Source organism: Archangium minus (assembly GCF_044360475.1).
In the GTDB taxonomy this organism is placed as follows: domain Bacteria; phylum Myxococcota; class Myxococcia; order Myxococcales; family Myxococcaceae; genus Archangium; species Archangium minus.
The window spans coordinates 8,469,481-8,488,773 of the sequence record NZ_CP043494.1 but is presented as its reverse complement, the minus strand read 5'-3'; the positions used below and the strand labels follow the sequence as shown (position 1 = coordinate 8,488,773).

Sequence of the window (19,293 nt, the reverse complement as noted above, 5' to 3'; positions counted from 1 at the left end):
CGGCCTCGCTCCACCGGGGGAAAGGGGGGGCCGCGATCCGCGTCGTGGATGACTTACTTTCCGGAGGGGGCGTCCACCGCGGCCTGATTGTCGGCCATGGCCGTTGGACACCCCTTGCGCCCCCAGTTATCGTCGGATGCATGCCTCCTCGGGATCGCACGAAGCGCCGCGTGGCCCCGCGTCAGGAGCGCGCGCGCGCGAGCGTCGAAGCGATTCTGACTGCGGCAGAGATGGTGCTACGTGACGAGGGCTTCGCTCGGGCGACGACGAACCGCATCGCCGCGCGTGCCGGAGTGAATGTCGCGCTCGTGTACCGCTACTTCGCGGGGAAGGAGGCGATCGTCGGCGCACTCATCGAGCGGGTTGCGAATACGACGTACGATGCGGTCCGGCGTGCGCTGGCCGAGAACGCGCTGGAGCCCCTGCCTGTTGCGCTGCGGGCGATGTTCGATGCGCTGGTCCACCCCCCGGGCATCCACCCGGCCCTTCACCGCGAGCTCGTCGAGCACGTGGATATCACCAAGCGTCGCCAGCTCGTGCACGACGTCAGCGGCAGGGCCATGGCGCTGTTCGCGAGCTTCCTCGAGGAACGCAGCGCGGAGCTACGAGCACTCCCGGACTTCGAGGCAGCCATGTTCGTGTTGCAGCATGCGATCGAGGCTTCGACGCACGCAGCTGCCTTCTACCGTCCCGGCAGCCTGTCGGTCGACCGCGCGCTGGATGCTCTGACCGAGTTGGTCGTCCGCGGACTGCTCCCGCTCCCGGAGCCAGGGGGGAGGGAGTTCGCGGCGACCAACGCCTCACTTCCCTACGCTAACCACCGTGTCGGGCGATGAGTGCCTCCGCCTCGGCGGGGTGGAGTTTGCATTCGAGGAGCGCGCGGAGCACGAGCGGCGCGACGATCGTCGCATCGGACTCGATGACGAACATCGGCGTCGTCTCTGTGAGCTTGTCCCACGTGATCTTCTCGTTGGGAGTCGCTCCGGAGTACGAACCGTACGAGGTCGTCGAATCGCTGATCTGACAGAAGTACGCCCACGGCTTCACGGGCTGGGCGAGGTCATACTTGATCGACGGCACGACACAGATGGGGAAGTCACCGGCGATGCCGCCACCAATCTGGAAGAACCCGATGCCAGCGCCCACCGAGAGTTCCTGGTAACGGTCGTAGAAGTCCGCCATGTACTCGATGCCGGACTTCACGATGCTGGCGTGGCACTCACCCGTCTTGACGTACGAGGCGAAGATGTTCCCAAAGGTGGAGTCCTCGTAGCCCGGCACAACGATGGGCAGTCGTGCACGCGCCGCCGCGAGGAGCCAGCAGGCCTCGGGGTCTCCCTCGTACGCTCCAGGCTCAATGGCCTGGATCACCTCGTAGAAGTACTCGTGCCAGAAGCGCCGCTCACCGTTCGCGGTCGCCCGCTGCCACATGGGCACGACAATCTTCTCAACCGCTCGGAACGCCTCGTCTTCGGGAATGCTGGTGTCGGTGACCCGGCGCATCCGGTCGGCGAGGATCTTCGTATCATCCCCCTTGGTGAAGTAGCGATAATCGGGGAAGTCCTTGTAGCTGTGATGCGCGACGAGCCGAAAGAGCGACTCCTCGAGGTTGGCCCCCGTGACCGAGAGGCCATGAATCAAGCCAGCGCGAATGGCGGGAGCGAGCGTAATCCCCAACTGGGCAGACGACATCGCACCGGCGACGGCCCAGAACATCCGCCCGCCTGCTGAAATGTGGCGCCAGTACGCGAGGAGCGCGTCGCGCGTCGCGCGTGCGTTGAAGTTCTTGTAATTGCTCAGAACGAAATCGAGAACGGGGAGCTTGGCATCAGACACGGTCTGCCTCCTAAGACGGGGTCAAGACTCGGATGACGCCAATCAGTCAAACGCCATCCGAGGACGCCCTACGGCAACGACGTTCAGTCGCGCCGCCATCGGAGCGTCGAATGGCTGAGCGGGTAGGTAACGAACAGGTGGAACCGTGTCAATACCCGTGGCGTAGGACAAGGTCAGTCACGGCGCTTCATCGCCTGCAGGGTGTAGCTGAGCGGGAGGCGCCAGGCGTCCTTGTCCAGGCGCCATTCGCCATCGGGAGAGCTGCTCATCTGGCCGGGCAATGCCTCCCAAGGAACGCTGTCGTGCTCCACCAGTGCGGTGATGTCCAGGCCATGGGTCAGGAGCGCGGTCACTATCTCGCCCAGGCCATGGTTCCACTCGTGGGTGACCGTCGCTGTCAGCGAGCCCTCGGTCTCCACATAGGTGGTGTTGCTGTCCCAGACGGTGGGTTCCTTGCGTTCGAAGTAGGGATACTCGATGACCAGTGCATCGCGATGCTTCTCGTTCACCGCCCACAGAATCGGGTGCCCTTCGCGGATGAACAGCCGCCCGCCCGGCTTCAGCAGCTCGGAGACCGTCCGGGCCCATCGGTCGATGCTGGGCAACCAGCACAGCGCACCGATCCCGGTGTAGACCAGGTCGAACGAACCAGGGGAAAGCACCTGGGCTGCGTCGTACACATCCGCCTCGACGAACTCCACCTGGGCGCCACAGCGCTGAGCAAGCAAGCGTGCTTGCGCGATCGCCCCGGGTGAGAAATCGAGCCCCGTCATGTGCGCGCCCAATCGCGACAGAGAGAGGGTGTCAGTCCCGATATGGCATTGCAGGTGCACACCACGCGCGCCGGCGATGTTCCCCAGGCGCGGAAGATCGAAACGCACGACACCGGAAAGATGCCGCGGGTCCGCGACGAAGGACGCGGTGTCGTACCCCTTCGACGCCGCATGCAACACAGCGCGCTCGTCCCAGTTGGCCTTGTTCAGTGCGATGGAGTCACTCATGGGGAGTGGAGTGTCCACGAAGTTCATGGAATGAGCGAATCCTTCGAGCATGTCCCTGTCGCTGGTGGGCAAGACCCGCGTGGAGCGCCTACCGGCGCACCCCCTGTCCGGAGAGCACATCCGCCAGCGCCTCGGCGATGGGCAGCCCTGGGTAGCGCGTGAGCCACATGAACTCGCCCGAGGGGTTCACCTCGAGGAAGACGTGGCGCCCCTCGGGGGTGACGATGAAGTCGAACGCTCCATAGTTGAGCCCCAGCGCGTCCATCAGCTTCAGCACGCGGGTGTGCACCGGCTCGGGCAGCGTGTAGGGCCGCCATGCATCGAGGAGTGCCACGCCCTCCCGGCGCCAGTCCTCGCGGGCTCCAGGCAGCGCCTGCGAGTCGATGGCCGCCGCCATCACCCGGTCTCCCACCACTGTCACCCGCAGCTCCAGCGCCTTGGCCAGGCGCTCCTGGAAGGTCATCGGGCACAGCTCCAACCCCTCCAGCTCTTCCAGCGCCTCCGCGCTCAGCGGCGTGGTGAAGACCACCAGCTCCTCCCCCTGGGCGTCGTGGACGGCGAAGGACGACATCATCTTCGTCACCACGCCACCCGGGCAGCTCGCCGCGAAGGTGCGCACCGCCTCCGGGTCGTTGGTCATCAACGTGCGGGGCACCTCCAGCCCCAGGTCGCGGGCCAGCGCGAGTTGCAGCGGCTTGTGCCCCGCTCGCCGCACCCGCTCCACCGCATCCAGTTGGAAGACGTCGAGTGCCGCCAGCATGCCGTACACCAGGCGCCGGCTCTCCTCTACAGAGGGCTGGCGCAGCTGCGGCTCCATGTCCGGGGGAAGGCGCTGGGCCGTCGCGTTGCGGCGGTACCAGACGGAGGAGATCTCGGCGAGCTCGAGCACGCCTTCGGGTCCGGAGAGTCGCCCCCTGGCTGCCTCGTCAAGCAAGAGCTGGAGGTGCGTGGGGAACAAGTCCGTGTCGAACCGGTATACGCGCTCGCCGCGCGCCTCCAGGACGTGGGTGACCGCACGAACGGCTTCGTTGTCCCGAGTGTGCGTCACGAGGAGAACAGCCATGCGCGCTCCGGAGGAGGGGGACGAGTCGGGGACGAGCCGCTCTCCGCCGTGAGCACCTCGGCGAAGGCGGCGGCGATGGGCAGGTCCAGGTCATGCTCGAGCATTCCCCACTCGCCCGCGGGGTTGACCTCGAGGAAGACGTGCCGTCCCTCGGGTGTGACGATGAAGTCCGCGGCTCCGTACACGAGCCCCAGGGCGGCGACCAGGCGCACCAGCCGGGTGGCCACCTCCGCCGGCAGCTCACCGGGCTCCCAAGGACACTCGTCCGGCCTGGACCGCCTCCAGTCCACCTGTCCCGCCACCGAGCGCGAGGCATCGATGGCTCCGACGAAGCACTGTCCGCCCACCACGGCCACGCGCAGCTCGCGGGCCTTCTCGAGTCGCTCCTGGAACACCATGGGGCTGTGGTGCAGCCCCTCGAGCTCCTCCAGGTCCTCGGGACCGATGGCGCTCGTGTAGACGAAAGGCTGCCCGCCCTGCATGGACTGACTCAGGGGCGTCAGCATCTTGGCCACCATGTGGCCGTGGACGTGCTCGAAGAAGGCTCGCACCCGGGCCGCGTCGTTGGTTACCAGGGTGCGAGGCACCCAGCCCCAGGGCGCGGGCCCGCCGGAGCTGGTGCAGCTTGTCCTGGGCGGCCCTGTCGGCCCGGAACGGGTTGACGAAACGGCAGCCGGCCGCCTCCAGCCCATCGAGAAAGCCCTGGAGCGCGGCCTGGGATTCACGCAGGCAGCCCTCGCGCCAGCTGGGCTCCAGCGCCGCATCGAGCCGAGGGGGCAGCAGCCGGCGCAGCCACACCGCGCGGACCTGCTCGCCGCGCACCTCTCCGTCGGCCGTGCGAAGGGTCACCTCGTCCCCGTCACTATCCAGCGCCGACGTCAGCTCCAGCTCCGTCGGGAAGGTCTCCGCGTTGAGACGCAGGGCCCGTGCTCCCCGCCGCAACACCTCCTCCGCGATCCGGTCAACCGTGTAGTAGTCGCCGGCGTGGGTGAGGAGCAGGACGGTGTCGCGAGCGGGGCGCATGGGGTCAGTAGGAGTCCGCGCAATCCGAGGGGAACTTCTTGGTGATGGGGATCTCTTCGTCCGAGTCAGAGGGGTACTTCATGGTCTGCATCGGAGCACCACCGGCGACCTTCTCGAGCTCCTGGGCCTCCAGCAGGCGTGCGAAGAACGGCCTCTTGCCCTTCTGCTGGGATGTGTCCTGTTTGTTCTTCTTGTCCTTCTTCATCTCCAACCTCCCTGCCACCCGTTGATCAGGCGGTCACTGGAGACCGAGTCCCGAGCGGAGAGATGTCACGGCAGGCGAGCCACGAGCGCCGCCCGTTTGCCCGCCTGCTGCACGGAGTCCTGGCGCCGGCGCTCAGCGTCCATACGAGGCACTGACCGCCTCAGGAGGCAATCTCCTTGGCGCGCAGCTCCGCGGCCAGCTCCTCGAGCTGATCAAAGCCAGACCCGGTACCTTGCACGAAGCCACCGCCCACGTGCGCGTTCTTCATCGCCACCGAGGCGAACAGGGTGTGCATGGTGAGCGTCGTCTTTCCGCCCTGCTCGTCGAAGGTGACGGTGACGATCATCTTCTCGGCGCCAGGCGACTCGAAGCCGTTGTCGTAGACGATCTTCCGGTTCGGGACGATCTCGAGGTACTCGCCCCCAAAGGGCGTGTTCTTCTGGCCGTTCGGCCCCGTCATCTGGAAGCGGAACCGTCCTCCCTTCCGGAAGTCCATCTCGCACAGCGTGACCGGCCAGCCTCTTGGGCCGAACCACCGCTTGATGTGCTCGGGCTTGCTGTACGCCTCGAACAGAATGCGGGCCGGGGCCTCGAACACGCGGGTGATGACGACCTCGCGATCGGCGATCGACTCATTTGCGCTTGCGGCTGTGGTCATGGTCCTTCTCCTTTTGCATCAGGTCCTTCACGTACTCGTCGAGCTGGTCGAAGCTCTCCTCCCAGAAGCGGCGGTAGTCGCCGAGCCATTGGGCGGCCTCCGCGAGCGGCGCCGCGTTGAGGCGCACGGGGCGGAACTGGGCGTCGCGGCCCCGTGAGACGAGCCCCGCGCGCTCGAGCACCTTCAGATGTTTCGAGATGGTGGGCTGGCTGAGCTGGAACGGTGCCACCAGTTCATTCACCGTGGCCTCTCCTCGGGCGAGCCGCGCGAGGATCGCCCGCCGCGTTGGATCGGCGAGCGCGGCGAAGACTTGATCGAGCTGTCCCTCAGAATGGGCGACCATGCATTACCTCTTAGATATATAGCTACTTGGATATATACGTCTGATTCTTGTGGGTCAAGCTCCAGGCCTCGGGTGCCACGCTCGCCATCTCCGCACCTGCTTGGGGGAACCCCTGAGCCTTGCCGCCCAACGTGCTCCGTGGACCTGCTGGCCGCGCTCGTGGTTGCGTGGATTAACTAACACTCTGGGTGTTGGTGGTCTCTTGTTTTGTTCACTAGGGGTGAGACTCTGGCCGAGTCAGCACCCGACGACTCGTAGCGATTTCCCCGCCCCCAGGAGCCACACATGGCGAAGCAATTCATTACTCCGGCGAATCAAATCGACTTTCCCAATGATGAGCAGAAGCAGAGCGCCTTGAACCAGCAGTGGACGACCAACCTCACGGGCTTCACGAACCAGGGAATCGTCGGGAGCCCCTGGGCGACCACCGAATCGGCTGACAACACCTACTACTTCAATCCGACGACCGCCGATACGACGGGGGGCATCTACGCGCAGATCCAGTGGAACGCCTTTCCCGGACGTCTCAGCTACTACTACGGCAAGAACGGCGGCGGAAAGGCCAACGTCGCGGGAATGATCCTTTCCGACGAAGAACTGCTCTGGCTGGCGGACACTGGGAAGACCCGCGAGGGCATTCCGTTCGCGGACCTGCCCCAGATCATCAATCCCTGCTCGGGAGATAGGAGCGCTTATGGCCCGTTCGGTCCCCGTGGATGGCAGGATGAGTACTGCGAGTGGAGTGTCGAGCGCGACAGCAACAACAACATCGTCCGGATCGACTTCACCTGCGAGAACCCGGAGTACATGAATTCACTCTGGATGATTGATCCGCTCAAGGTGCTGGAATTGTATCAGCGGACCCTGAACAAGCCGCAGATCCAGCTCCAGGACCTGGAGTTGAAGGATCCGACCACCGGTCAGCCCGTGATCGATCCATCGACCGGGCGGCCGGCCTACAACCCCTTGAACAAGTGGAACAGCGGCCCCGTGTCGACCAGCACGCAAGGGGGAGCCATGCACCTGACCAGCACGCCCAATACGCTCCAGACGGAGATCGGCCTGGGCGCCCTGTCGACGGCCCCGCGCACGTGCGGCAACTCCGATGCGGAGACGCTCATCTGTTGTGCGCAATATGGTCAGCCTCAACGCAACAGTGATCCGCATATCGGCCAGAGCGTGAATCAGCTCGTCACGTCGCCAAACCCCGCTGATCCTCCCATGCGGGCCACCCTGGCCAATCCCCCGGGCCTGTACATCCAACTGCCGGACTTCGCCGGCTCCAACTACAAGACGCCGGATGGCACGGATCCGGCGGCCTGCTGGACCATCGTGCGCGGCACCCAGACGCTGACGGTGGATGGCACCCAGCTCCCCGGCAACTACATCCTGCATGCCACCTTCCAGGCCCCTCCGGGCAAGACCTGGACGGTCTCGGACATCACCATCAACGGTAAGAGGATTCAGTGGGGCGGCCAGGTCGCCCAGACCTTCCTCATGCAGATCACCGGCATGGCGATTCCCGCGCAGGCGGCCGCGCCCGTCAGGAACTGCCAGGGTGACCGGACGCCGGCGCTGCCCACGCCGTTGCAACTCTTCCACGCCAACGTGTTCAACGCCCTCATCAACACCCCGGTACCCAACGTGATGGGCACGGCGATGAACCTGGCCAGCAACAGCACCCTGATCGCGCCGATCGTGAAGCAGGGGCAGTCGGACATCCCCCTCGTGCTGACCGCCTCCGTCCCGGGGACCACCTTGCCCACCGTCTCCTTCGGGGAGGGCATCTCCGTCACGGTGAAGGACATGAGGACGGTGAAGTACGCCGTGCCGGGCAATACCTACCCGGATGAGGCGCAGGCGCTCGAGCTGCTGGTGAGCGTGAGCGCCAACGCGGCGCTCGGGCTCCGGGGCGTCTGGATCAACCAGGCCGAGTCCCCCATCGCGTTCCCCGCCGCGCTCAACGTCGTCGCTGGTTAGGGAGAACACACCCATGCTCCCACTTCCCAGCCCGCTCGGGCGTCTGATGCTCCCGGGGCTCCTCGCTCTCGGGGCCTGCGTCAGCCGTCCGTCCATTCAGGAGCCGGCGGGCACCGAGGCCAGGACGGAGCCTCCGGTGGCCACGGCCTCCCCGGCCAGCGCCCCCGCCCCGCGGTTTTCGTGCAGCGGCACCCAGAACATCCAGTTCGGTCCCAACATCCCGCCAGATGTGAGCCGTGTGACCAGCCAGCTCGACGCGAACTGCTTCGCCTGGTCGGAGTTCATCTCCCTGAACTGGCCGGCCGCCGCCATCCTGCCGGATGGTGGAACGTCGGATGCCTTCTTCGGCTCGCCCGGCGATCTCGGGGCGGTTCAATGGCAGACGTTCATGAGCACCGAGCAGCTCTTCCTGCCGGACGGCGGGACGCCGCCTCCGTGGGGCACACCGTCGAGGATCTCCGAGGACTGTCTGGCCGAGGCGAACGTCAGTCCGGAGCAGGCCAGAACGATGCTGGCGCTGAACGTGGTCTCGAAGTTCGAGACCCAGTTCTCCTCGGGGAGCGGCAATCAGGCGTTCCCTCGCGATCTCCCCGCGTGGCTGGGCGCCAGTCATGGCACCAACGTCTGGTACGAGGTCCGGATCAGCGAGCCTGAATACACGTATATCGTGGACGCGGGGCTCTACAACGCGGCCAACCAACTGGCCCTGGTGGATGGGGGCGCGGGGAGCCCCATCGTGAACCCGATGGGCTCATGGCAGCCGAATACGATTGGCGCTCTCGAGCTGAAGGCGGCATGGATGGAGGTGCCCAATCCCGAGGACAGCCGGTGGAAGGCGTACAAGCTTTCCCAGGCGGTGGTGGTGGAGCCGACGACCCAGAAATGCCGGGCTACCACGGTGGCGCTGGTGGGCCTGCACATCATCCACAAGACGGCCACCCAGCGCACCTGGGTATGGGCGACCTTCGAGCATGTGAACAACGCGCCCGACCAGGGCGCGGACGCCGGGACAACGAGCTGGAACTTCTACGATCCCCAGTGCAAGCCACGAACGATCGAGCTGGACAAGTCCTGCTCGGTGGACGGCGGCACCTCGGTCACGGTGGGCTGTACGCCGAACGAGCCGCCCCCCTACTGGCTTGGCGGCGGCTGCCCGGCTCCAGTCCCCATCCAGGTGACTCGGGTGACACCCATCGAGTCGACCGCTAAGGACGCCAACCAGACCGTCCAGACGGCGATCGCCCAGAACTACCCGGACTCCGTCTGGAAGAACTACGTGCTGGTGAACACGCTCTGGTCCACGGCTCCGAGTCCGAATCCCACGAAGCCGGTCAAGGTTCCGCTGCCCTTCGCCGGTGCGACTCCGTCCATCAACATCCCCATCGCGAACACGACGATGGAGACGTATATCCAGACAGGGTCTCCGGACAATGCGAGCAACTGTATCAACTGTCACAGGAACGCGAGTATCGCCGGGGATTCGGGGTGGGCTTCTGACTTCAGCTTCGTCTACGGGCTGGCGAGTGCGCCGCCGCCACCCGGCAAGCCGCTGAAGCTCAGAAGCGCCGCGCCAGGCAAACCGCAGAAGGTGGTGTTCCCACCGACGATGCGGCGAATCCTTCGCTAGGTGCCAGGAGGAGGAGGTCGGGAGCCGGGTGGGCTCCCGGCCTCTTCCTCCTGTTGGCTGTGGGATCGGACACGCTCCAGGACCCAGACGCCGTAGGTGGTCTTCCCGAGCAGCAGGAAGATGTTCCACTCGTCATAGGCGGAGAGGATGTCGAAGGCTTCCTGCCCCAGCCGCGCGGTCATTCGCGAGCGCGACCGGCGCATCTTGCCGAACCGGAGCGCGTGGCGGGCCATGTCGTCATCGAATACCTCCAGGAACGGCGAGCCCTCGTCCGTCGTCGTGCCGTACTCGACGATGCGCAACCCAACGGCCTGGAAGGCGGCGGCCATCCGCTCCTGCGAGAGCGTGTCGAGGTTGATGCCGAGGCGGTCCGTGACCCGCCGCGCCTCGCGTGGCTCGAGCAGATCCGACCCCACGGCGCTGCAGTTCATCATCGAACCGCCTGGCTTGAGGACGCGGGCGCACTCCGCGATCGCCCCTTCGATGTCCTCGACATGGTTGAACATGTCGAGGCACCAGACGAAGTCTACCGAGGCGTCTTCGAGGGGAAGCTTCTCGATAGACCCCTTCCGGAGGGTCACCCGCTGCTGCAGCGACTCCTTCCAGACCCGCTCGGCGGCGAGCTCCAGGTTCTGCTCGAGCGGGTCCACCCCGATGAGGTCGCAGCCCAGGCGCTTGCCCAGCTCGACCAACTGCTTGCCCTTGCCGCAGCCGACGTCGACGAGCCGAGAGCCAGCACCGATGCCCCGCCGTGCCGGAATCTCACCCAGGAACTCTGACGCCGGGCGCCCGCCCGGTGCCTCATCCAGGTACGCGTACTCCGACTTGTCGGCCGCGAGGAATGGCCAGAGGAAACGGTAGAACGCCTCGATTCGCTCTTTGCGGTCACTCATGCTCGGCCACTCTACCTGCCCGCGGTGGTACATACGCCTCATGACAAGCCCAGACGACCTCGCTGCCCTGATTCAGAACACGGAGAGCGGCACCGGACCCGCCTTGTCGCTTCGAGGCCACGGTCTGACGGTCCTTCCCGAATCCATCGCTGCGCTCACCGAGCTTCATCAGCTCGACGTGACAGGAAACCAGCTCTCCTCTCTCCCGGAGAGCATCGGCCGCCTGACGCGCCTCACGCGGCTCATGGCCGATGACAATCAGCTCGCGTCGCTCCCTGAGTCGCTTGGCCAATTGGCCGAGCTCGAGCAGCTCTTCGTGGACGGCAATCAGCTCACCTCCCTTCCTTCGGCCCTCGAGCGACTGGCGCGCCTCGAGAGGTTGGACGCGCGTGGCAACCGGCTCACGGCCGTTCCGGAGAGTCTCTGCCGTCTGCGGGGGCTCAAGGACCTGCGGTTGGGAAAGAACCTCCTGACGTCGGTGCCCGAGTCGCTCTGGCGCCTGACAGGCCTCGAGACGCTGGACCTCTCGGAGAACCAGCTCGCGTCCCTGTCCTCCGGCATCGGGGAGCTGTCGAGGTTACGAATGCTGGACCTGGGTCACAATGCGTTGACCCACCTGCCCGAGTCGCTCGGCAAGCTGACCGGTCTCTCGGGTTACCTCTACCTCAGCGACAACCGGTTGACGTCTCTGCCTGCGTCACTCGGGAAGCTGAAGGTGCTGCGGTATCTCAATGCCACGGACAACAAGCTGCGGACCCTCCCCGAAACCCTGGGCGGGATGGAGGCGCTCGCGGAGCTCCGCTTGTACAACAACCAATTGGAGGTGCTCCCTGACTCGCTGGGCCAGCTCGCGAACCTCAAGGAGCTCCACCTGAAGAACAACGTCTTGGTTTCGCTCCCCGGGTCCATCGGTGGGCTGACGCGTTTGAGGAAGCTCAGCCTGGAGAACAACCGATTGACGTCTCTCCCGGAGTCGCTCGGAGGCCTCTCCCGCCTCTCGGAGCTCGACTTGCGGAACAACAGGCTGGGGGCGCTCCCCGAGTCGCTGGGCGGGTTGACCCACCTTGCATACCTCGACTTGAGGGGCAACCTGCTGCGTTCACTCCCCTCGAGCATCGGAGCGCTGCCGAACCTCGAGAAGCTCGATCTGCGGTGGAACAAGCTGTCGTCACCCCCCGAGTGGCTCGAGCGACTCGAGCGGCGCGGATGTACGGTGTACCTGTGACGGCCGCCCAGCCAGCAGGGGCGCGCGTGAGCCGTCAGCTCTTGCCCTGGCCGCGGTCGCCGAGCCTGCCACGCTGAAGGGCGCGCTGATAGGCGGGGCGGGCGTGCAACCGCTCGAGATAGGCGCCGAGGTTGGGAAGGGATTGAAAGACTTCCTGGGCGCCCGTGAGCCGCGCCGCTTCCAGCACGAAGCTCATCTGGATGTCGGCGGCGCTGAAGTCGTTGCCCACCAGGTAGTCCCGCCCGGCGAGCGCTCCCGAGATGTAGCCGAAGTGGTTCTTCACCTCGCCGGAGATGCGAGGCATGATCGGCGCTCCCGCCTCGCCCAGACGTCCCACGTACAGGTTGAGCATGAGGGGCAGCATGGCCGAGCCCTCGGCGTAGTGCAGCCAATGCACATAGTCGTCGTACTCGGCCGAGTCCGGAGCGGGCGCGAGCCGGCCCTTGCCATGGCGGCGCACCAGGTAGTCGATGATGGCACCGGACTCGGCGATCACCCGTCCGTCGTCCGCGAGGAGCGGGGACTTGCCGAGCGGATGGATGGCCTTGAGCTCGGGAGGCGCGAAGCCCGTCTTCGGGTCGCGGGGGTAGACGACGAGCTCGTAGTCGAGCCCCAACTCCTCCAGGAGCCAGAGGATGCGCTGCGAACGGGAGTTCACGAGGTGGTGCAGTTTGAGCACGGAGCTCCTCCTTGGACGCGTCTTACGGACCCTGCCCAGGTTATGCGAGCGAGGGGACGGCGACTACTTCCGCTCAAGCAGGGCGAGCCGCAGCCCGAGCCCCACGAACACCAGCCCCGTGGCGCGCTTGAAGAGGGTGGACGAGCCCACGTGGCGCTTCGTCCACTGACCGGCCCGGCTCGACACGAGCGCCACCACCGTGTTCACCAGCGTGCCCGAGGCATTGAAGAGGAACCCGAGCAGGACGAGCTGCGCCGACACGGGGCCGCGCTTCGGGTCCACGAATTGAGGGAGGAAGGCGAGGAAGAACAGGGCCACCTTGGGGTTGAGCACGTTGGTGACGACGCCCTGGCGGAAGATGGCCCACAGGCGGGCGCGCTCGACGGTGGGGGCGGCCAGCGTGGTGTCGCGGCTGACGAGCGTGCGCACGCCGAGGTAGAGCAGGTAGGCCGCGCCGGTGAGCTTCACCACCTCGAACGCGAGCGGTACGGCCATGAGCAGCCCCGAGAGCCCGGCGGCGATGGCGAAGGTGTGCACGAGGCATCCGGCCGCGATGCCCAGCGCGGAGACGATACCCGCCTTGCGGCCCTCGCTCACGCTGCGGGCCACCACGTAGAGCATGTCGGGGCCGGGCGTCACGTTGAGCGCGAGCGTCGCGGCCAGGAAGACCATCGAGGTCGTCAGGTCGAGCATGGCGAGGCTGTATCACACTCCGTCGTCAGGTCTTCCCGTGGGGACTCGAGACCTGCCCGGAGCGCATGAGAGTTTCAGGGGGCGTGGGCCTGTTCAGGGCTCGCGCCAAAAGCGAGGAGGAAGGTGTTGACCGCGGCCCGGGCCAGGCCGCGCAGCTCGGTGTCGGGAACGTGCCGGGTGCCCAGCCGGGAGCGCGACTCGAGTGGACCGGTGAGCAAGGCGAGAAGCTGCTCGGCGGCCTCGACCGGCTCACGCACGCGCAGGAGGCCGGCAAGCGAGAGTCTCGCAAGCCGGTCGGCCAGGGACTCCGTCACACGATTCGCCCCACGCCCTCGGACGATGTCGAGCAGCTCCGGGTCCCGGACAATCTCGGCGTAGAGCAGCCGCCGCAGCGCCCAGGCCCGTGCGTCGTCGTGGGCGCGGAGCAGCCGGTAGCCCACATCCTCCAGTGCCGCACGTAGGTCGTCATTGCCGCGATCGGCGAGCCGCTCGATGGCAGCCAGGTCCGCTGCCAGCGCGCGCTCGGCGGCGGCCTCCATCGCGTGGCGGAACAGGTTCGCCTTGTCGGTGAGGTGGTTGTAGACGGTCGGCTTGGCAACGCCGGCCTCGGCCGCGATCTCGTTCACGCAGGCCTGGGCGTAGCCCTGCCGGGCGAACACGGTGAAGGCGGCCTCCAGGATCGCCTCCCGCTTGTCGATGCGCCCATGTGAGGCCGCTCGTTTCGACGCGCCTGTCTTTCTCGCTCCAGCCACCCCTTCATCATAGCCACGGCCCTTCGGGTTGCACGAACGGGTTCAATCCGATGAACGTCCGGGTTGCGAAACCAGCGGGTCCGAAATTATGAACCAGTGGGTTCAAATCGAGCCCATGTCCGGTGTGTACCGCTGGAGGAGCAGACATGCGTACGGATGCGCCGATCGAGTTGTTCTTCTACCCGACCGCCAACCCCAAGAAGATCACCATCATGCTCGAGGAGTGTGGCCTCCCCTACGAGCTGCGCTTCGTGAACATCGCCAGGGGAGAGCAGTTCAAGCCGGAGTTCCTCAGGCTCTCGCCCAACAACCGGGTCCCCGCCATCGTCGATCCCCAGGGACCAGACGGAAGGCCCATCTCGATCTTCGAGTCGGGGGCGATCCTCCAATATCTGGGAGACAAGACGGGCAGGTTCTACCCGCGGGAGATGCGCCAGCGCGTGTCCGTGAACGAGTGGCTGTTCTGGCAGGTTGGAGGGCTGGGCCCGATGTCGGGACAGCAGCACCACTTCAGCGCCTTCGCGGTGGAGAAGCTGCCGTATGCCATCCAGCGTTACACCGACGAGGTGAACCGCCTCTACGGTGTCATGGACATCCGGCTGGGTGAGGTCCCGTTCCTCGCGGGTGACTATTCGATTGCGGATATGGCGGCGTTCCCGTGGATCATCCACGCCGAGGCGGTGGGGCAGTCACTCGCCGATTTTCCCAACCTGAAGCGCTGGTTCGAGGAAGTGGGGGCCCGGCCAGCAGTGGTCAAGGGCTGTGCGGTGGGGGCGGAGCTGCGCGGCTCCATGGATGACGAGGCGCGCAAGTGGGCGTTCAACCAGCGTGCACGAAAGGCCTGAGCTGGGCTTCTGAGGGCGAGCGTTTCGCGCATGCTTCTGTGACTGCCGCCCACGCGTGCCTACCCTCCGAGCGCCATGCCCCCGTCGACGTGGAGCGTGGCGCCCGTGATGAAGGCCGCCTCCTCCGACGCCAGGAAGGCCACCGCGGCGGCCACATCCCGGGGCTCCCCCGGGTGCGGGAGTGGCTGCATGGCCTTCCTGGCCTCGGCGACCTGCACGTGAACGGTCTCTGGAGGATACCCCGCGACCTCGAAGATCTCCGTGGGCACGATTCCAGGAGCAACGGTGTTCACGCGCACTCCGAGGGGAGCCCACTTCTTGGCCATCCCGCGTCCGAGCGTCTCGAGGGCTCCCTTGCTCGCGAGGTACACGAGGTCGATGGGGACGTTCCTCGCGACACCGGCGGAGCTCACGTTCACGATGGAGCCCTTCGTGGTGCGCAGGTGCGGCAGCGCGAGGTGTGAGAGCCGATAGGCCGAGCGAACGTTGAGCGCGAAGGCGTCGTCGAACTGGGCGTCGGTGGCAACGCCTTCGCCCGCCCCCGCCGGGGCACCCGCGTTGTTCACCAGCAGGTCCAGGCGCCCGGCGCGCCCCACCAGCTCCTCCAGCGCTCGCGCCGCGAAGTCGGGTGCGCGGAGGTCACCCGCCAGCACGTGCGCCTGTCCGCCGCCTCGCCGGATTTCCTCTGCGAGTTGCTCCAGGCGCTCGCGGCGGCGGGCCACCAGCCCGACCGTCCAGCCCGCCAGTCCCAGCCGGAGCGCGATGGCGCGCCCCATTCCCGAGCTGCTCCCCGTGATGAGTGCTACACGTGTTTCCTTCATCATGATGTCTCTCCGTTTGAGTTGGGTTTGAATGAGCCGCGCACGGCTCATCGGCCGGACAGCGACGGCGCGGTGATGCCGAGGAGCCGCTCGGGGACGGCGACGTCATCCTCGTAGCGCAGGTGGAAGGTGTGTCGCGCGAACCGCCGCTGTCCGTCCTGCTTCACGAGCTGGTCGGAGTTGGTCGCGTCCAAGAACCGCTCGATGAGCGAGCGGATGGCGAGGTGGTCGACCGGGTGTGCTTCGACGTTCGAGGTGCTCGACGGATGGACCCCGGTCAGGCGGGAGTGCGTGCTTCCCGCGCACCCCGAGGCGACGAGAGCAAGCAACAGCGGCAGGATTCGGATGTTCATGGCCTCAAGATGGCGACTCGGGTCGATTCAGTCGAACGCGTTGTTTCGGAGAAGTTGTTAAGCCATACTGAATGCATGACGACCCCTTCCGTCGAGACCCGGCACCTGCTCCTGCTCACCGCGATTGACGAGGTGGGGACCCTGAACGCGGCCGCGCGCAGGCTGCACCTGTCTCCCTCGGCGCTGAGCCAGCAGCTGCGGGAGCTGGAGGAGCGCCTCGGGGGCCCGCTCTTCCACCGGCAATGGAGGCGCCTCGCCCTGAACGCCGCGGGCCGACGCCTCACCGATGCCGCACACTCAGTGCTGAGCGAGCTGGTGCGCGCGGAGTCGGAGACGCGGACGCTGCTGCGCGGTGCGAGCGGCACCATCCGGGTCGCCACGGTGTGCCATCAGTCCTACCGCTGGCTTCCGGAGCTGCTGAAGACCTTCGCGAGGACCTGGCCCGACATGGAGGTCACCGTGGTGTCGGAAGCGTCCGAGTCACCCTGGGAGTGGCTCGAGGAGCGGAAGCTCGATGTGGCGCTCGTGGCCGGAGCGAAGCGGCCGGGTCCACACATCCGGCTTGCTCCCTTGTTCAGGGACGAGCTCGTCGCGCTGGTGGGACGTGAGCATTCCTGGTTCGGGCTGAGCGAGGTCCACGCGCGCGAGTTCGCGGGAGAGCACCTGTGGGTGGACGATGGCGCCTTGAGGAGCGACACGCTCCTGGGCCGCGCGCTCGCGGAAGCGGGCCATGTGACGCCGCGCAAGGTGACCCATATTCCCATGACGGGAGGGGTTGCCATGGAGATGGCGCGCGGCAACCTGGGCATCACCGTCATGCCGAGGTGGGCCGCGGAGCCCTCGTTGGCCGAAGGGGACCTGTGGGCCGTGCGAGTCGGCGCCAAGGGCCTGTGGCTCGAGTGGTCCGTGGCCACCCGAGCCGAGGACCCAGAGCCCGCGCTCGCCGCGTTCCTCGATCTACTGCGCACGCACCATCCGCGCTTCAGGACGGATGCCCCGCGAGCCCGGGGCACACGTGGGCGCGCGCGCGGAGGTCCCATACGGGCAGGGTGACCGAAGCTGCCGACCCATTCGAGTGCTCCTCCCGAGACCAGCGCGTCTCGTTCTCGAGTGTCGTCCGTAGAAGGTGTCAAAGGAATCGTTCCAGAAGGTGGTCAAACTCATGTACCCAATGTGTTGGATCTGAGATTTGCGCCTGAGAGGAGCAGAGGAGCAGTTCAACGCACTCTTAGGGGCGGGCAGAGATAAATGAGCCAGGTCCCTCCGCAAATGTCAGACAACTCGGGGGGACGAGGTGTCGGAACCAGTTCTTTGACGGCTGGATGCTCTCCTGCTTAAGCCCGAACTTCGTCGAGCTGGTGTGATGCGCGGGGGCCTCCACGTGCGGCCCCTTCTCACTCCCTGTAGGGTTGGCTGTCCGCAGCCTATCCTTCAGAGTTGTTCTACCTGGGGGAAAGGCCAGCGCCATGGCGAAGGAGTACCGGAGTCCTGAGGTGGGGGCGGGTGGTGGTACACAGCTCGGAGCTCGGTGGAGTTCGCGGTGGACACGGCGGTGGGGGTCGACCGTGCTGGCGCTCCTGGTCGCCGTGCTGCAGGTAGCATGTGCCGCGGGCTACCCCATGGGCGGGACGCTGACAGGAGGCGCGCGCCACCGGGGACATGCTCGGCGGGTGAGCTCTGGCGCAGAGGAGCAAGGCAGCAGGGGTAGGGCGGCCGGAGAGAGGCCGCATGCTCCCACCGAGGGCCTGAAGGCCGCTGCCACCGACGCGGAGGACATTCAAGGCGTCGAGGTGGAGGTCCGCGCTGTAGAGGGTGACGGAGTAGCAGGCCGGCACCGAGGGTCGACACTCCGCGCGAGCAAGGGGGACGAGCAGGAGGAACTGGAGGGCACGGGTGTTGGGTGGCCGGATGGGGTGGGCGACGGTCGGCCCTTCGAGGTGCCCATGACCCTCGACTACTTCCAGGGGTTCCTCGTGCACGCCGGGGTGCCCATTACCGCGGTGCCCGGAGACGGGAGGACGCTGTCGCCCCAGCAGGCGTTGGCGCTGGTGCCGCACCTGCTCTCCACGCCGGTGACGTTGGGCAACTTCGGGCTGCGCCGCATGGCGGCGCACCTGCTCCTGGAGGTCGCTACGGGTGGAGCTCCGGTGTCCCGCGACGAGCTGCACGCGCGGATGCGGCGCTTCTCAAACGTGCTCGTGCTGCGCCCGGACGGATACCTGGCGAGGCCCACCACGGGCGTTGCGATTCAGAAGGCGGGAGTGGTGGCACTGGCCAGGGATGGGACGCTGCGAGCCGCCGGCTTCGAGGTAGGCCCGTTCTACGCAATCGACGGCGGATATCTCTTTCCCGCGAACGAAAAGCTCGAGGTGCCGAAGGGGGCCCGTCCGGTGGGCATCTACGAGCCGGACGACAATCCCGGGCTCGCGGTGGCCGAGGGTGCCGTGCTGGCGGTGGTGGATATGGTGGAGGGCCTCTACCGGCTCGTCTTCTACACGGGGGAAACGCTGGAGGGACTGGCACAACTCCCAGGTGCCGTGCGGCAGCTCTACGAGAATTCGCCGCAGCAGTGGGAGGAGTTCCGCCACAAGCCTCATGCGGAGAAGGTGCGGACCGTCTCCCGGCTAGCGACCGGGATGGTCCTGACGGTGGGCACCTCGGGGGCGGGGGCTGCGAAGGCGGCATCGTGGAGCGGGAATCTCGGGAGCATGACGGTGCCGCTGCTGTCGCTCTCGGGTGACGGCCGCCTGGCGGTGCGTCTGGTGGCGGTGCCAGTGGGAGGTGTTGTCGCAGTAGCAGGCAACGCGCTGAGTGCCACCTACGTTCTGCACATGGCGAACACCAGCGCTCAGGGCCCAGGTGGCGGTGGTGGGTGGCCTCCGATAGGCGGGCCCGGGCAGTGGGTGGAGGACACCTCCAACATGTCCGAGCAGGCCCGGGCCTACCAGGCTCAGGTGACGGGCGCCCCGAAGCGGTGGGCCTACAAGGTCTGTCGGGACGGTGAATGCGTGAACTACGACGGTTACGATCCGAAGACGGGCACTCTGCTCGAGGCCAAGGCACGCGAATACGCGAAGTGGTTCGACGAGGACCTTAACCCTAGATTCAACTACGAAGGGTTGGATGACATGGTCGCGCAAGCACAACGGCAGCTTCGGGTAGCTGGAGGGCGGCCGCTTCTCTGGCACGTCGCAGAGCCACGAATGGTGGCCGTGCTCAGGAAGTGGTTCGACCTGAATGACCTTCAGGCAGTCGAAGTCGTCTACACGCAGCCCGTACTGTGAGGGGCGCCGCGC

General features: G+C 66.4%; 20 protein-coding genes and 1 pseudogene. 7 read left to right on the top strand and 14 right to left on the bottom strand.

What is annotated here, in order from left to right:
* Positions 1–140: 140 nt before the first annotated feature.
* Positions 141–836 (top strand): TetR/AcrR family transcriptional regulator, encoded by a 696-nt coding sequence (locus F0U60_RS34485; RefSeq protein ID WP_395806306.1) that lies wholly within the window; start codon positions 141–143, stop codon positions 834–836.
* Here F0U60_RS34485 and F0U60_RS34480 read toward each other — a convergent pair.
* The 8 genes and pseudogenes from F0U60_RS34480 to F0U60_RS34445 form a co-directional block, all read right to left on the bottom strand.
* Positions 814–1,836: a deoxyhypusine synthase family protein gene (locus F0U60_RS34480; protein ID WP_395806305.1), complete on the bottom strand. Its 1,023-nt coding sequence runs from the start codon at positions 1,834–1,836 to the stop codon at positions 814–816. The genes F0U60_RS34485 and F0U60_RS34480 overlap by 23 nt on opposite strands.
* Positions 1,837–2,009: 173 nt before the next feature.
* Positions 2,010–2,864, bottom strand: coding sequence for a class I SAM-dependent methyltransferase (locus F0U60_RS34475; RefSeq protein WP_395806304.1), 855 nt, complete (start codon positions 2,862–2,864; stop codon positions 2,010–2,012).
* Between the two features lie 61 nt (positions 2,865–2,925).
* Positions 2,926–3,900: an MvdC/MvdD family ATP grasp protein gene (locus F0U60_RS34470; protein WP_395806303.1), complete on the bottom strand. Its 975-nt coding sequence runs from the start codon at positions 3,898–3,900 to the stop codon at positions 2,926–2,928.
* Positions 3,882–4,487, bottom strand: a complete 606-nt coding sequence (locus F0U60_RS34465; RefSeq protein ID WP_395826029.1) for a hypothetical protein — start codon at positions 4,485–4,487, stop codon at positions 3,882–3,884. The genes F0U60_RS34470 and F0U60_RS34465 overlap by 19 nt, the downstream gene beginning before the upstream one ends.
* Before the next feature lie 121 nt (positions 4,488–4,608).
* A pseudogene (locus tag F0U60_RS34460) lies at positions 4,609–4,923 on the bottom strand (MvdC/MvdD family ATP grasp protein); the annotation flags it as partial.
* Positions 4,924–4,927: 4 nt separating this feature from the next.
* On the bottom strand, positions 4,928–5,128 hold the full coding sequence (locus tag F0U60_RS34455; protein ID WP_395806302.1) for a microviridin/marinostatin family tricyclic proteinase inhibitor: 201 nt from the start codon (positions 5,126–5,128) through the stop codon (positions 4,928–4,930).
* Between the two features lie 160 nt (positions 5,129–5,288).
* On the bottom strand, positions 5,289–5,786 hold the full coding sequence (locus F0U60_RS34450; protein ID WP_395806301.1) for an SRPBCC family protein: 498 nt from the start codon (positions 5,784–5,786) through the stop codon (positions 5,289–5,291).
* Complete coding sequence (locus tag F0U60_RS34445; RefSeq protein WP_395806300.1) at positions 5,761–6,129, bottom strand: ArsR/SmtB family transcription factor; 369 nt, start codon at positions 6,127–6,129, stop codon at positions 5,761–5,763. The genes F0U60_RS34450 and F0U60_RS34445 overlap by 26 nt, the downstream gene beginning before the upstream one ends.
* Before the next feature lie 285 nt (positions 6,130–6,414).
* On the opposite strand from F0U60_RS34445, the gene F0U60_RS34440 reads away from it, so the two are divergent.
* Together F0U60_RS34440 and F0U60_RS34435 are read left to right on the top strand one after the other, a co-directional pair.
* Entirely contained in the window at positions 6,415–8,109 is a 1,695-nt protein-coding gene (locus tag F0U60_RS34440; RefSeq protein WP_395806299.1) for a hypothetical protein, read from the top strand.
* Between the two features lie 13 nt (positions 8,110–8,122).
* Positions 8,123–9,736, top strand: a complete 1,614-nt coding sequence (locus F0U60_RS34435) for a cytochrome c family protein (RefSeq protein ID WP_395806298.1) — start codon at positions 8,123–8,125, stop codon at positions 9,734–9,736.
* On the opposite strand, the gene F0U60_RS34430 is transcribed toward F0U60_RS34435, so the two are convergent.
* Positions 9,733–10,629, bottom strand: coding sequence for a class I SAM-dependent methyltransferase (locus F0U60_RS34430; RefSeq protein WP_395806297.1), 897 nt, complete (start codon positions 10,627–10,629; stop codon positions 9,733–9,735). The genes F0U60_RS34435 and F0U60_RS34430 overlap by 4 nt on opposite strands.
* Before the next feature lie 40 nt (positions 10,630–10,669).
* Between F0U60_RS34430 and F0U60_RS34425 the strand changes: the two genes are divergently transcribed.
* Complete coding sequence (locus F0U60_RS34425) at positions 10,670–11,854, top strand: leucine-rich repeat domain-containing protein (RefSeq protein ID WP_395806296.1); 1,185 nt, start codon at positions 10,670–10,672, stop codon at positions 11,852–11,854.
* A 34-nt stretch (positions 11,855–11,888) separates the two neighbouring features.
* Here F0U60_RS34425 and F0U60_RS34420 read toward each other — a convergent pair whose 3' ends face one another.
* From F0U60_RS34420 to F0U60_RS34410, 3 genes are all read right to left on the bottom strand, one after another.
* On the bottom strand, positions 11,889–12,533 hold the full coding sequence (locus tag F0U60_RS34420) for a glutathione S-transferase family protein (RefSeq protein WP_395806295.1): 645 nt from the start codon (positions 12,531–12,533) through the stop codon (positions 11,889–11,891).
* Between the two features lie 63 nt (positions 12,534–12,596).
* Positions 12,597–13,226 carry a LysE family translocator gene (locus tag F0U60_RS34415; RefSeq protein WP_395806294.1) on the bottom strand — a complete coding sequence of 210 codons (630 nt, stop codon included), beginning with the start codon at positions 13,224–13,226 and terminating at the stop codon, positions 12,597–12,599.
* 74 nt (positions 13,227–13,300) lie between these two features.
* The gene (locus F0U60_RS34410; protein WP_395806293.1) at positions 13,301–13,978 is read right to left on the bottom strand and encodes a TetR/AcrR family transcriptional regulator; all 678 of its coding nucleotides are present in this window, start codon (positions 13,976–13,978) and stop codon (positions 13,301–13,303) included.
* Positions 13,979–14,124: 146 nt separating this feature from the next.
* On the opposite strand from F0U60_RS34410, the gene F0U60_RS34405 reads away from it, so the two are divergent.
* A complete protein-coding gene (locus tag F0U60_RS34405; RefSeq protein ID WP_395806292.1) occupies positions 14,125–14,823 on the top strand; it encodes a glutathione S-transferase N-terminal domain-containing protein in 699 nt (232 codons plus the stop codon).
* A gap of 59 nt (positions 14,824–14,882) precedes the next feature.
* On the opposite strand, the gene F0U60_RS34400 is transcribed toward F0U60_RS34405, so the two are convergent.
* Both F0U60_RS34400 and F0U60_RS34395 read right to left on the bottom strand, forming a co-directional pair.
* Positions 14,883–15,647 carry an SDR family NAD(P)-dependent oxidoreductase gene (locus tag F0U60_RS34400; RefSeq protein WP_395806291.1) on the bottom strand — a complete coding sequence of 255 codons (765 nt, stop codon included), beginning with the start codon at positions 15,645–15,647 and terminating at the stop codon, positions 14,883–14,885.
* Between the two features lie 44 nt (positions 15,648–15,691).
* Positions 15,692–15,997 (bottom strand): hypothetical protein, encoded by a 306-nt coding sequence (locus F0U60_RS34395; protein WP_395806290.1) that lies wholly within the window; start codon positions 15,995–15,997, stop codon positions 15,692–15,694.
* Between the two features lie 75 nt (positions 15,998–16,072).
* On the opposite strand from F0U60_RS34395, the gene F0U60_RS34390 reads away from it, so the two are divergent.
* Both F0U60_RS34390 and F0U60_RS34385 read left to right on the top strand, forming a co-directional pair.
* Complete coding sequence (locus tag F0U60_RS34390) at positions 16,073–17,050, top strand: LysR family transcriptional regulator (RefSeq protein ID WP_395806289.1); 978 nt, start codon at positions 16,073–16,075, stop codon at positions 17,048–17,050.
* Between the two features lie 512 nt (positions 17,051–17,562).
* Positions 17,563–19,281 (top strand): Tox-REase-5 domain-containing protein, encoded by a 1,719-nt coding sequence (locus F0U60_RS34385; RefSeq protein WP_395806288.1) that lies wholly within the window; start codon positions 17,563–17,565, stop codon positions 19,279–19,281.
* The last annotated feature ends 12 nt before the right edge of the window (positions 19,282–19,293 follow it).